The following is a 12,634-nucleotide window of genomic DNA, read 5'->3' as shown; positions in this document are numbered from 1 at the left end:
AGCTCGGCTATTGGCAAGCGCCGCAACGCCGCAGACCGCCCGCCAAGACCGCTGCCCGAAGGGGTGGAGCGAAATCGGGCGATTGGCCGCCCCGGCTGCTTGCATGGGCATGGGTCCATGCGGCGCATCCGAAGCATCCACTCATCCCGATTGCGCTCCAATGCGACCCCTGCGAGATCGTGAACACGTTCCAAGCGCTGCCACCCAGAATTTCAAATAAAAATGGTCGCCAGCGCTTATCCATCAAGCGCTGGTAGATATCATTTTTGTAGCAAACCGCCCAGCATTCCGAACAGGTCGTTCGATGTGCCAAACCCGCCCTGCGGGGCCTCGCCGCGTGGGCTGAGCTGGTCGATCAGGCCCGGCAGCACCTGGGCCAGCTGGCCTGCGGCGGCTCCGGGGCCTACGCCCAGTTGCGACGCGATCTGCGACAGCGGGCCGCTGCCCAGCACATCGGACAGCTGCTCGCCCGAGATCGCCTGGTTGGGCCCCGCGCTGAGCCAGGACGCAATCACATTGCCCAGCCCCGCCTGCTGAAACTTGGCCATCAGGCCCGGCAGGCCACCCACCGGGCCGTCGTTGCTGATCAGGGACATCACGGCCTGCACCAGCTGCGGGTTTTGCGCGGCCATGCTGATCAGCCCCCCCAAGCCACCTCCGGCCCCACCGGACGCAGCGGCGCCGCTGCCGCCTTGCGATGCATTGTTGATGACGGCACTCAGAACGGAATCGAGCAAACCCATGGTGTTCTCCTGCAGAAGGAATAAAAGACAACCGCAGAGCGGCCGGACCGTGACCACGGTCTGCTAACTGCCGATGGTACGCAGGCAGGGGCCGGCGGCTGTGTCAACAATCGTGAATTCTTCTACCGCAGGCCCCTTGGCGATAGGCAAGTGGATGCCGAATGCCACGAGACGCCTGGTTCAGGTGCGTGGCAGGGCGACTGCGTTAGGGCGCGCGGGGTGGGCGCTTGTCCAGCAGCGGCGCGCTCACGCCTTGCACCCCCACCAGCCCCAGCACCGTGACCAGCGAGGTCTGCGCGCCCTTCCAGGCGTCCGTCAGGTCGATCCATTCGGACAGCGCGTGGAACCCGCCCGTCTTGCCACCGCCCCCGATCACGATGGCGGGGATGCCCAGCGACATGGGCACGTTGGCATCGGTGCTCGCGCCGCCCAGCACAGTCTTGCGGCCAAACGCCGTGTTGGCGCGCACGGCCGCTTCGACAATGACCGAATCCGCCGCCGTACGGCCACCGGGCCGGTCGCCGATAAGTTTGGTCGATGCGCTCAGGGTGTTCACACCCCAGCGCGCGTTTTCTTCGGTCACCGCGCTGTCCACGGCGGCCAGTACCTGCTTTTCCGTGGCCAGCATCGGGGCTGTTTCGTCGGAGCGGATGTCCACCGCCATGCGCGCATCGGGCGCGATGGTGTTGACGGATGTGCCGCCGCCCACCGTGCCCACGGTGAAGGTGGTCTTGGGGCTCTTGGGGGTGCGGATCTCGGCGATCTTGGCAATGGCGCGGCCCATGCCGTGGATGGCGCTGGGCACCTCGCCAAACGCGGCGTAGCTGTGGCCGCCCGGGCCCTTGAACGTGACCTCATGGCGGTGGCTGCCCGTGCCCAGCACCAGCACCGTGCCGTCCGGCGCGGGCTCCAGTGCCACCAAACCGTCGATGTCGAGGTGTTCCTTGAACAGGTGCTTCATGCCGCGCAGGTTGCCCAGCTCTTCCTCGCCCACATTGCCCACAAACACCAGGTCGCCCACGGTGGCGATCTTCTGGTCGTTCAGCACCTTGAGCCACGACAACAGCACGGCCAGGCCGCGCGTGTTGTCCGAGATGCCGGGCGCGTGCAGCTTGCCGTCGCGCTCCTTCACCTTCACGTCGGTGCCGGCCGGGAACACCGTGTCCAGGTGGGCCGAAATCACGAGCTTGGGGCCGTTGCCCGTGCCCTTGCGCACGCCCACCACGTTGCCTTCGGCGTCGATGGCGGCGCTGGCCAAGCCCAGGGTCTTCAGGCGTGCGAGGAACGCCTCGGCGCGTTTTTGCTCCTTGAACGGCGGGGCCTCGATCTCGGTGAGCATGCGCAGGTCTTCGGTGGCGCGGTCGTGGTCGGCCTTCACGGCGTCGAGCAGCTGCAGGATCTGGGGCGCAGCCATGAGCTGGCCGTAGGCCTTGTCCACGGCGGGACGCAGCGCGGTGGGCGTGGGCGCCACGGCGCCGAACTGTGCATAGGCTGCAGAGGGCAGCAAGGCGGCGCAGGCGAGGGCCATGGCACCAGCAAGGGCTGTGGCACGGAAGGTATGGAGAAGGAGAGTCATGGTGATCCAGCGAAACACGAACACAAACGGAAGGAGTGACCGGCCTGTCCAGCCATCGTGGATGGAGCCGTGGGCCGGTACGCAGGGCCATGCAATTGTTGGACCGAACCCCGCCCGCGGGCTCTGCTTTAATCTGTCCAGCCGACAGTTTTTCTTACATGCGCCGACACATCCCCAGCACCCGCGCCCTGCTCGTTTTTGATGCCGTGGCGCGCCACCACGGTGTGAGCAAGGCCGCCGAAGAACTCTGCCTCACGCACAGCGCCGTGAGCCAGCAGCTGCGCCTGCTGGAGGGCCAGCTGGGCCTGCAACTGGTGCAGCGCGGCGCACGCGGCTCCACGCTCACCGACGTGGGCCGCCGCTACCACGCGCAGGTCGTGGGCGACCTGCTGCGGCTGCAGAACCACACGCTCGAAGCCATGGCCCAGCGGCCCGATGGCGCGCGCCTGCTGGTGGGCTGCGTGCCCGTGTTTGCCGAGCGCTGGCTGTTGCCCCGGTTGCCCACCTTCCTCGCGCAGCAGAAGGGATGCAGCCTGCATTTGCAGGTGTACCCCACGCAGATCTACATGGCGGAGGTTCCGTTCGATGTGGCCGTGCAGTACGACGACGCGGCCTGGCCCGGGGTGGTGCCCGCGTCCCTGATGCCCGAGGTCTGCGTGGCCGTGTGTGCACCGCAATCGCGCCACCGCCGCGCGACAGAGCGCGGCGACTTCCGGGCCGTGCCGCTGCTGCAGCTCAGCTCGCGCCTGGGGGCGTGGGACGACTGGCTGGCCCGTGCGGGCATCACACGCATTCCGGGCCACACGTTGGGTGGCCACCGTTTCGACCTGTTCTCGATGCTGGTGGAGGCGGTGCGCGCCGACTTGGGGCTAGGCCTGGTGCCCCGGTACTTTGTCGAGCGCGAACTGCAGTCGGGCGAGCTGGTGCTGGCCCATCCGCACCACGACAGCGGCGTGCGCGGCTACAGCCTCTTCGTGGCGCCGGGGCGTCTGGAAGACCCTGCGGTGGCGGCCTTTGCACAGTGGCTGCGCACGACTGTGGCGGCGGAAGGCACCACGGCTGCCGTGTCCTCAGGCGCTGGTTGAAACGCGCTTGCGCTGCACGCCCAGCCAGGCCAGTGCCAGCCCCGTCACCACAATCGGCACCAACGAGCCGGCGTTCAGCAGCGTCCAGCCCTGCGTGGTGACCAGCACGCCCGACGAGAACGCACTCAGCGCCAGCGTGGCGTACACGCAGAAGTTGATGGCCGCCTGGGCGCGGTCCTTCTCCTCGGGGCGGTAGGCCGTCATGGCCAGCGTGGTGGAGCCAGTGAACAGGAAGTTCCAGCCCACACCCAGGAAGAACAGCGCAATGCCGAAGTGGTGCAGCTCCACCCCCATCAGCGCCACGGCCACGCAGGCGAAGTTGAGCAACACCCCCGTGCCCATGATGGGCAACACGCCAAAACGCTTGATGAGGTGGCCGGTGACAAAGCCGGGCGCGAACATGCCGATCACATGCCACTCCAGCACCAGTGCCGAGGCGTCGAAGTCAAAGCCACACACCTGCATGGCCAGCGGCGTGGCCGCCATCAGCAGGTTCATCACGCCATAGCCCAGCGCGGCGCCCACAATGGCCACGATGAAGGCAGGCTGGCGCATCAGTACAGAAAGGGGGCGCCCTTGCTCGCGTTGGCCCGCAGCGTTGAGCACCACAGGTTGCGCCTCGAACCGGATGGCTGTCATGCACAGCATGGACAGAAGCGCCACACCGATGAGCGCGATATAGGCGCCCGCAAACGGCACCGGGAACAGCGTGCGCGTGGCGCTGGCCAGGTTGGGACCTGCCACGGCGCCCAGCAGGCCGCCCGCAAGCACCAGCGAGACGGCCTTTTCGCGGTAGTCCGGCTTGGCCAGTTCGGCGGCGGCAAAGCGGTACAGGCCGCCGTTGGCGCTGTAGTAGCCTGCCACCAGGGTGGCCGTGCACAGCAGCCAGAAGCTGGCGCTGAACGCCGCCCAGGCACACAGTGCGGCCGATGCCACGGCCACGGCCAGCCCGATCTGGAACGACACCTTGCGGCCCCAGCGCATCTGCGTCCTGGCCACCAGGGGCGTGGACAGCGCGCCGCCCACCACATAGCCCATCACCGGCAGCGTGGCCATCCAGCCAAAGGGCGCCAGCTGCAGGCCCACCAGCCCGTTGATGGCGATGAAGACGACGTTGTTGGTCAGGAAAAGACCTTGGCACAGGGCCAGCAACCACAGGTTCTTGTTCACGGCAGGGCAGCGCTTGGAGCGGGCAGAAGGGCGTTAAGGGACGGCAGCATAGATGCAAGTCAAGGCTGGACGGCAGTGGGATGCGCCGGGAAGGTGGGGCACATCAAAACCCGACTGCTTTGCTCCAGCATTGTGCACCGCCGTTGATGAAGATCAGCGGATGCGTTGGGCGGTCCCCGTATGGTGGCGCCCAGTGCTGTGGCTCCCCACCGGGGCCAGCGTTTGAATGCTTGTGATGGAACCCCTGAAATCGATGGAGGCTGCGCTGCCTGAGGCCCCGGAGCCCGCCTCGCCCGCCCTGGAACTGGTCTGCCCCGCGGGCAGCCTGCCCGCCCTGAAAGCGGCCGTGGACCACGGCGCCAACTGCGTCTACCTGGGCCTGCGCGACGCCACCAACGCGCGCAATTTTGCGGGCCTCAACTTTGACGAAGCGGCCATCGCCCAGGGCATTGGCTATGCCCACGCGCGCGGCTGCAAGGTCTTCATGGCGCTCAACACCTACCCGCAGGCCGCCAACCCGGGGCCGTGGCGCAGCGCACTGGACAAGGCGGTCGACCTGGGCGTGGACGCGGTCATCCTGGCCGACCCGGGCCTCATGCAATACGCGGTGCAGCGCCACCCCCGGCTGCGGCTGCACCTGTCGGTGCAGGGCTCGGCCACCAACTACGAGGCCATCAATTTCTACCGCGAGCAGTTCGGCATCGTGCGCGCCGTGCTGCCGCGCGTGCTGTCGATGGAGCAGGTGCGCCAGGTCATCGACCGCACGCCAGTCGAGATCGAGGTGTTCGGTTTTGGCAGTCTGTGCGTAATGGTCGAGGGGCGCTGCGCGCTGTCGTCGTATGTGACCGGCGAATCGCCCAACACGCACGGCGTGTGTTCACCCCCGAAGGCCGTGCGCTGGGTGGAGACGCCGCAAGGCCGCGAGTCGCGCCTGAACGGCGTGCTCATCGACCGCTATGCACCCGGCGAAAACGCGGGCTACCCCACGCTGTGCAAGGGCCGCTTCGACGTGGGGGATGACGAGAACTACTACGCCGTCGAAGAGCCCACCAGCCTCAACACGCTGGAGCTGCTGCCCCAGCTGCTCAAGATGGGCGTGCGCGCGATCAAGATCGAAGGCCGCCAGCGCAGCCCCGCGTATGTGGCGCAGGTCACCCAGGTCTGGCGCGAGGCCATGGACCAGTGCCTGGCCCACCCCCACCGCTACGCGCCCAAGACGCGCTGGATGGCCAGCCTGGACCAGGTGGCAGAAGGCCAGCAGCACACCCTGGGGGCCTACCACCGCCCCTGGAAATGACGAACAACCCCCTGAGGCGCTGCGCGCCTTCCCCCTTCTCTCGCCTCGCTTGCGCGATGCGGGAAGGGGGACACCGTCAGCGCACGCCAGCGAAGCGCCGCATACGCGGCTTGGCGGCCCTTGCGCGGCGGTCGCTGGCCTGGGCCGCGCCAGATTCGAACTCAGTGAGCCGCTTTGGCGCCTGGTTACCACGATGAAAACCTTTGAGATCGCCCCATGAAACTCTCTCTCGGCCCGCTGCTGTACTACTGGCCCCGCGACACTGTGTTCGCGTTCTACGAGGCCATGGCCGCCACGCCCGTGGATGTGGTGTACCTGGGCGAAACGGTGTGCTCACGCCGCCATGAGCTGCGCCTGGCCGACTGGCTGGCGCTGGCGCGCATGCTGCGGGACACGGGTAAGGAGGCGGTCTTGTCCAGCCAGGTGCTCATCGAGTCCAGCGCCGACGTGGGCGTGATGCACAAGATCACAGGCAACGGAGAATTTCTGGTCGAGGCCAATGACATGGGGGCGGTGAGCTGCCTCGCGCGTGCACCCGCCGGGCCGCAGGCCTTTGTGGCCGGACCACACCTGAACCTGTACAACGCGCACTCGCTGCAATGGATGGCGCAGCTGGGTGCCACCCGCTGGGTGATGCCGCTTGAAATGTCGCAGGACGCGCTCGCTGCCGTGCTGGCGCAGCGGCCCGCAGACATCGAGACCGAGGTGTTTGCCTACGGGCGCATGCCACTGGCCTATTCGGCACGCTGCTTCACCGCGCGCAACCGCAACCTGCCCAAGGACGACTGCCAGTTCAGCTGCCTCGACCATGCCGACGGACTGCCGCTGCGCACGCGCGAGAGCGAGGGTTTTCTGGTGCTTAACGGCACGCAGACCCAGTCGGCCCGTGTTTACAACCTGGCCAACGAACTGGCCGCGATGCGCGCCCAGGGTGTGGACGTGGTGCGGTTGAGCCCGCAGGCGCACCACATGCCGCAGGTGATCGCCGCGTTTGACGAAGCCCGCCGCGCCGTGGCTGCGAAAGAGACTGCTGAAAAGACCCCCGACTTTGTGGAGCGCATGCAGCCCTTCATGCCCGATCTGCCCTGCAACGGCTACTGGTTCGGGCGCCCAGGCCTGGAGCAGGGGCTGCAAGGGGCAGCGCGTGGTGCTGCCGCGCGGCCTGCGATGCATCCATAGCGCGAAGCGAATCACCGCATGTACCCCGGCGAACGTTTCAACAGCATCAGCCACCTGGTGGGCGCACTGCTGGCCACGGCGGGCGCGACTGTGCTCATCACGCTGGCGGCGCGCCTGGGTGACCCGTGGAAGGTGGTCGCGTTCAGCATCTATGGCGCCATGCTGGTGGCGCTGTACGCGGCGTCCACCGCGTACCACAGCGTGCGCCGGCGCGCCATCAAGGCCGTGCTGCAAAAGCTGGACCACTGCAGTATCTACCTGCTGATCGCCGGCAGCTACACGCCGTTTGCGCTGGTGTCGCTGCGCGGGCCCTGGGGCTGGTCGTTGCTGGGCGTGGTGTGGGGCCTGGCCCTGCTGGGCATCGCGCAGGAGATCTGGTGGGCACGGGGCGCGCGCGTGTTGTCGCTGGTCATCTACGTGCTCATGGGCTGGCTGGCGCTGGTGGCTGTGGTGCCGCTGTGGCACGCGCTCACGCCCGGGGGTTTTGGCGGGCTGCTGGCGGGTGGGGCCTGCTACACACTGGGCATCATCTTCTATGCGCTGGACCACCGCGTGCGCCATGGCCACGGGCTGTGGCACCTGTTTGTGCTGGGCGGCAGTGTCTGCCATTTTTTCACCGTGTTTTTCTACGTGGCCTGAGGGCCCGTCTTCTACCTATGGCTGCTTTCCCTTCTTCGCCCACGCCTGCCGCGAACCCACGGCTGGTGCCGCCTCCCGTGGGGGCTTTGCTGTCGCGCCTGCCTGCCTACCCCGGCTCGATGCTGCTGGTGACGGCGCTCAACCTGGCGCTCGCGCGGCACCTGCCCGGTGATGTGGGCCGCTTGTTGCTCCACAAGAAGATGCGGGTGCAGGTGCGCGATGCGCGCGTGGCCTTCGACTTTGCCTGGACGGGCCAGCGTTTTGCACCCCACGCCCCGCTGGTGGCCCCGGCGGTGGCCGACGTCACGCTGAGCGCCACGGCGCACGACTTCCTGCTGCTGGCCCAGCGCCAGCAGGACCCGGACACGCTGTTCTTCAGTCGCCGCCTGTCGATGGAGGGCGACACTGAGCTGGGCCTGGTGGTGAAGAACGCACTCGACGCGATTGAGCTGCCGGTGCTGGACCCGCGCCAGTGGGCGCAGAAGTTGGCGCCGCGCCAGGTGCTGGGCCACCTGCGCCGCCGCCTGGACCCGACACCACGCAACGGAGGGTGAGCATGACCACCGACACCCATCCCCAGAACCACCCCTTGGTCTATTCCTGCTCTGGCTGCTCCAGCGCAGCGCAGCTGGCCAACCACGTGGCGCTGCAGCTCGACCGGCACGGCGTGGCCGAGATGTCGTGCATTGCGGGCGTGGGGGGCGATGTGCCGCACCTGATGAAGATCGTGCGCTCGGGTCGGCCCATCATCGCGCTCGACGGCTGCCCTCTGGTCTGCGTGAAAAGCACGCTGGCGCGCCACGGCATTGCGGCTGACCGGCACTACCAGCTGCAACAGTACGGCGTGAAGAAGCGCGCGCACGAAGACTTTGACCCCGTGCAGGCCGCGCTGGTGCTGGAGCAGGTGGAGGCCGACCAGCAGGCCCAGCCCCTGCGGCGCCCCACTGTGGTGGAGGCCTCCCATGGCTGAGCCCAGCACCTTGCGCCGCATCATCGTGGGCATCTCCGGCGCCAGCGGCGCCGTGTATGGCGCGCGCCTGCTGCAGGTGCTGCAGGGCCAGAGCGGCATCGAGACGCACCTGGTCGTCTCCGACGCCGGCTGGCGCAACCTGCAGCACGAGCTGGACATGGACCGCCCTGCGGTGGAAGCGCTGGCGCACCGCGTGCACGACGTGGCCAACGTGGGCGCGGCGATTGCGAGTGGCTCGTTCCAGTGCCATGCCATGGTGGTCGCGCCGTGTTCCATGCGCACACTCGCCGCCATTGCGCACGGGCTGGCCGACAACCTGCTCACGCGCGCGGCCGATGTGGCGCTCAAGGAGCGCCGCCGCCTGGTGCTGATGGTGCGCGAGTCGCCCCTGCACCTCACGCACCTGCGCAACATGGTGGCCGTGACCGAGATGGGCGGCATCGTCTGCCCGCCGCTGCCCGCCTTCTACCTGCGCCCGCAGACCGTGGGCGAGGTGGTGGATTACAGCGTGGCCCGCGTGCTCGACCTCATCGATGTGCCGCACGACCTGGCGCCGCGCTGGGTGGGCTTGGAATTGAATGCTCTCTAATTAATAGCTGTTAGCGCTTGATGGATAAGCGCTAGCGACCTATTTTGTTCAAATATTAGTACTGATATGGCCTACCGCGACCTGCGCGACTTCATGGCCCAGCTCGAAGCCACGGGCGACCTGCGCCGCGTTGCGGAGCCGGTTTCGCCCCACCTGGAGATGACCGCGCTGAGCGACCGTGTACTGGGCGCCGGAGGGCCAGCGCTGCTGTTCGAGCAGCCCACGGGCCACACCATGCCAGTGCTCACCAACCTGTTTGGCACCACAGACCGCGTGGCGCGCGCCATGGGCGTGGCCGACCTGCGCGGTGTGCGGGCTCTGGGCGAGTTGCTCGCCACGCTGAAGGAGCCCGAGGCCCCCAAAGGCTTCAAGGACATGCTGGGCATGGGCCAGCTGCTCAAGACCCTGTGGAACATGGCGCCCCACACCGTAGGCCGCAACGCCCCCTGCCAGCAGGAGGTGTGGGAAGGGCCCGATGTCGACCTGGCCCGCCTGCCCGTGCAGCACTGCTGGCCCGGCGACGTGGCACCGCTCATCACCTGGGGCCTGACCATCACGCGCGGGCCGCGCAAGGCCCGGCAGAACCTGGGCATCTACCGCCAGCAGGTGCTCTCGCGCAACCAGCTCATCGTGCGCTGGCTGGCCCACCGGGGCGGGGCGCTGGACTTTGCCGACCACTGCGCCGCCCACCCCGGCCAGCCCTACCCCGTGGCCGTGGCGCTGGGGGCCGACCCGGCCACGCTGCTGGGCGCCGTGACGCCCGTGCCCGATGCGTTGAGCGAATACCAGTTCGCCGGCCTGCTGCGCGGCGCGCGCACGGAGGTGACGCCCGCGCTGGGCGTGCCCCTCTCGGTGCCCGCCACCGCCGAAATCGTGCTCGAAGGCCATATCCAGCCCGACGCTCAGCATCCGAGCGGCTGGCAGCATGCGCTGGAAGGGCCGTATGGCGACCACACCGGCTACTACAACGAATGCGCCGAGTTCCCCGTGCTCACCGTGGACCGCATCACCCTGCGCAAGGACGCGATCTACCACAGCACCTACACCGGCAAGCCGCCCGACGAGCCTGCCATGCTGGGCCTGGCGATGAACGAGCTGTTCATCCCGCTCTTGCAAAAGCAGTTCCCCGAGATCGTGGATTTCTACCTGCCGCCCGAAGGCTGCAGCTATCGGCTGGCGGTGGTCAGCATCCGCAAGGCCTACGCAGGTCACGCGCGGCGCGTGATGATGGGCGTGTGGAGCCACCTGCGCCAGTTCATGTATACGAAATTTATCGTGGTGGTGGACGACGACGTGGACGTGCGCGATTGGAAAGACGTGATCTGGGCCATTACCACCCGCATGGACCCGGCGCGCGACACCCTGCTGGTGGAGCACACGCCCATCGACTACCTGGACTTCGCCTCGCCCGTGAGCGGGCTGGGCAGCAAGATGGGGATGGATGCGACGAATAAGTGGCCGGGCGAGACGCCGCGGGAGTGGGGCCGCCCCATGGCCATGGACGCCGCCGCGCAGGCGCGCATGGACACGCTTTTCACAGCGCTGGGCCTTTGACACCTCCATGCACCAAGGCGGTGCTGCGCACCCCAGTCACGTAGAAGACAAGCACGCCCCGTGTTGTTTGCGACGATGTGCCAGCCCCGATAAAGAGGGCTCTGCACCGGCACCTGCGGATGCCGCGATGCAGCAAGGTGCACATCCCAAGGAGACAACGGCAATGCAGCAGCCCGGCAGCATGATGGACCGGCCATTACTGGTCTCGGCCATCCTCGAACACGGCGAGAACCAGTACGGCGACCAGCAGATCGTCTCGCGCGACACCAATGGCAGCCTGCACCGCTACCGCTTTGCCGACATGGCCCGGCGCGCCCGGCAGCTGGCCAACGCACTGCAGGCGCTGGGCCTGCGCCCTGGCGGCGTGGTGGGGTCGCTGGCCTGGAACAACCACCGCCACCTGGAGGCGTACTACGCCGTGTCCGGCAGCGGCATGGTCATGCACACCTGCAACCCACGCCTGCACCCCGAGCAGCTGGCCTACATCGTCAACCACGCCGACGACGAGGTGGTGCTGTTTGACACCACCTTTGCACCGCTGGTGCGCGCCATTGCGGCGTCGTGCCCCCGCGTGCGGCACTGGGTGGCGCTGTGTGATGCCGAAATGCTGGGCAGCATCGACCTGCAAGGGGTGTCCAGGGTCGAGGCCTACGAGACACTGGTGGCCGGCCAGCATGACCGCTTTGAGTGGCCCGAATGTGATGAAAAGACCGGCGCAGCGCTGTGCTACACGTCGGGCACCACCGGCAACCCCAAGGGCGTGCTGTATTCGCACCGGGCGCTGGTGCTCAGTGCCTTGTCGGCCTGCATGCCGGGCGTGCTGAGCATCAGCGCGCGGGAGACCATCCTGCCCGTGGTGCCCATGTTCCACATCAACGCCTGGTGCCTGCCCTATGCGGCCCTGATCGGCGGCGCCAAGCTGGTGTTGCCCGGCCCGCGCCTGGACGCCGCCAGCCTGTACGAGCTGATGGAGTCCGAGCGCGTTACCGTCAGCGCGGGCGTGCCCACGATCTGGATGGGCCTGATCCAGCATGTGGAGCAGCACCAACTGCGGTTCACCACCATGCGCCGCACGGGCGTGGGCGGCTCGGCCATGCCCAAGGCGCTGATCGCCAAGTTCAACGACGTGTACGACGTGGAGGTGCGCCACGGCTGGGGCATGACCGAGACCACGGCCATTGCCACCATGAGCGTGCTGGGCGCGGCCGATGCCGAGCTGCCGCCCGAGGACCGCCATGCACTGGTCGCCAAGCAGGGCAAGTCGGTGTTCGGCATCGAACTCAAGCTGGTGGATGAACAGGGGGCGAACCTGCCGCGCGACGGCGTGGCGCAGGGCGAGCTGATGGTGCGCGGCCAGTGGATCGTGGACCGCTACCACAAGGCCGAACGTTCGGCGCTGGCCGATGGCTGGTTCCCCACCGGCGACATCGCCACCATCAACCCGCAGGGCGTGGTGCAGATCCGCGACCGCACCAAGGACGTGATCAAGTCGGGTGGCGAGTGGATCAGCTCCATCGACCTGGAGAACGCCGCCGTGGCCCACCCGGCGGTGGCCATGGCGGCCGTCATTGGCGTCAAGCACCCCAAGTGGGACGAACGCCCGCTGCTCTTCATCGTGCGCAAGCCCGGCCAGTCGCTCGACAAGACGCAGATCCTGGACTTCCTCGCAGAGCGCGTGGCCAAGTGGTGGCTGCCCGACGACGTGCTGTTTGTGGACAGCCTGCCGCTGGGCGGCACCGGCAAGGTCCAGAAAAACGAGCTGCGGCAGCGCCATGGCGCGGTGTTCGGCGGCGAGTGACGCAACCACGCGTTGACGGCTTTCCTTTCTTTCC

13 protein-coding genes are annotated in these 12,634 nt (G+C 67.7%); 10 read left to right on the top strand and 3 right to left on the bottom strand.

What is annotated here, in order from left to right:
• On the top strand, positions 1–257 hold a 257-nt coding region (locus ASE52_RS26095), incomplete at its 5' end, for a hypothetical protein (protein WP_206743052.1).
• A 3-nt stretch (positions 258–260) separates the two neighbouring features.
• On the opposite strand, the gene ASE52_RS16780 is transcribed toward ASE52_RS26095, so the two are convergent.
• Complete coding sequence (locus ASE52_RS16780) at positions 261–743, bottom strand: YidB family protein (RefSeq protein ID WP_057227719.1); 483 nt, start codon at positions 741–743, stop codon at positions 261–263.
• 205 nt (positions 744–948) lie between these two features.
• Positions 949–2,271: a M20/M25/M40 family metallo-hydrolase gene (locus tag ASE52_RS16775; protein ID WP_241777057.1), complete on the bottom strand. Its 1,323-nt coding sequence runs from the start codon at positions 2,269–2,271 to the stop codon at positions 949–951.
• 206 nt (positions 2,272–2,477) lie between these two features.
• On the opposite strand from ASE52_RS16775, the gene ASE52_RS16770 reads away from it, so the two are divergent.
• Positions 2,478–3,404: a LysR family transcriptional regulator gene (locus ASE52_RS16770; RefSeq protein ID WP_057227718.1), complete on the top strand. Its 927-nt coding sequence runs from the start codon at positions 2,478–2,480 to the stop codon at positions 3,402–3,404.
• Here the strand turns inward: ASE52_RS16770 and ASE52_RS16765 are convergent.
• A complete protein-coding gene (locus ASE52_RS16765; RefSeq protein WP_057227716.1) occupies positions 3,390–4,574 on the bottom strand; it encodes an MFS transporter in 1,185 nt (394 codons plus the stop codon). The genes ASE52_RS16770 and ASE52_RS16765 overlap by 15 nt on opposite strands.
• A gap of 253 nt (positions 4,575–4,827) precedes the next feature.
• On the opposite strand from ASE52_RS16765, the gene ASE52_RS16760 reads away from it, so the two are divergent.
• The 8 genes from ASE52_RS16760 (at position 4,828) to ASE52_RS16725 (ending at position 12,600) form a co-directional block, all read left to right on the top strand.
• A complete protein-coding gene (locus ASE52_RS16760) occupies positions 4,828–5,871 on the top strand; it encodes a peptidase U32 family protein (RefSeq protein WP_057228510.1) in 1,044 nt (347 codons plus the stop codon).
• 216 nt (positions 5,872–6,087) lie between these two features.
• Positions 6,088–7,050 (top strand): U32 family peptidase, encoded by a 963-nt coding sequence (locus ASE52_RS16755; protein ID WP_057227715.1) that lies wholly within the window; start codon positions 6,088–6,090, stop codon positions 7,048–7,050.
• An 18-nt stretch (positions 7,051–7,068) separates the two neighbouring features.
• Complete coding sequence (locus ASE52_RS16750; protein WP_057227712.1) at positions 7,069–7,689, top strand: hemolysin III family protein; 621 nt, start codon at positions 7,069–7,071, stop codon at positions 7,687–7,689.
• 17 nt (positions 7,690–7,706) lie between these two features.
• Complete coding sequence (locus ASE52_RS16745) at positions 7,707–8,243, top strand: SCP2 sterol-binding domain-containing protein (protein ID WP_057227710.1); 537 nt, start codon at positions 7,707–7,709, stop codon at positions 8,241–8,243.
• 2 nt (positions 8,244–8,245) lie between these two features.
• Complete coding sequence (locus ASE52_RS16740) at positions 8,246–8,659, top strand: putative zinc-binding protein (protein WP_057227708.1); 414 nt, start codon at positions 8,246–8,248, stop codon at positions 8,657–8,659.
• Positions 8,652–9,248, top strand: coding sequence for a UbiX family flavin prenyltransferase (locus ASE52_RS16735; protein WP_057227706.1), 597 nt, complete (start codon positions 8,652–8,654; stop codon positions 9,246–9,248). The genes ASE52_RS16740 and ASE52_RS16735 overlap by 8 nt, the downstream gene beginning before the upstream one ends.
• A gap of 66 nt (positions 9,249–9,314) precedes the next feature.
• Positions 9,315–10,802 carry a 4-hydroxy-3-polyprenylbenzoate decarboxylase gene (ubiD, locus tag ASE52_RS16730; RefSeq protein ID WP_057227704.1) on the top strand — a complete coding sequence of 496 codons (1,488 nt, stop codon included), beginning with the start codon at positions 9,315–9,317 and terminating at the stop codon, positions 10,800–10,802.
• A gap of 163 nt (positions 10,803–10,965) precedes the next feature.
• Positions 10,966–12,600, top strand: a complete 1,635-nt coding sequence (locus ASE52_RS16725) for a long-chain-fatty-acid--CoA ligase (RefSeq protein ID WP_057227702.1) — start codon at positions 10,966–10,968, stop codon at positions 12,598–12,600.
• Positions 12,601–12,634: the final 34 nt, after the last annotated feature.

Source organism: Acidovorax sp. Root275 (genome assembly GCF_001428965.1).
In the GTDB taxonomy this organism is placed as follows: domain Bacteria; phylum Pseudomonadota; class Gammaproteobacteria; order Burkholderiales; family Burkholderiaceae_C; genus Acidovorax; species Acidovorax radicis.
Note: the sequence above shows the minus strand (reverse complement) of the source record. Positions and strands in the feature narration are given on the sequence as shown.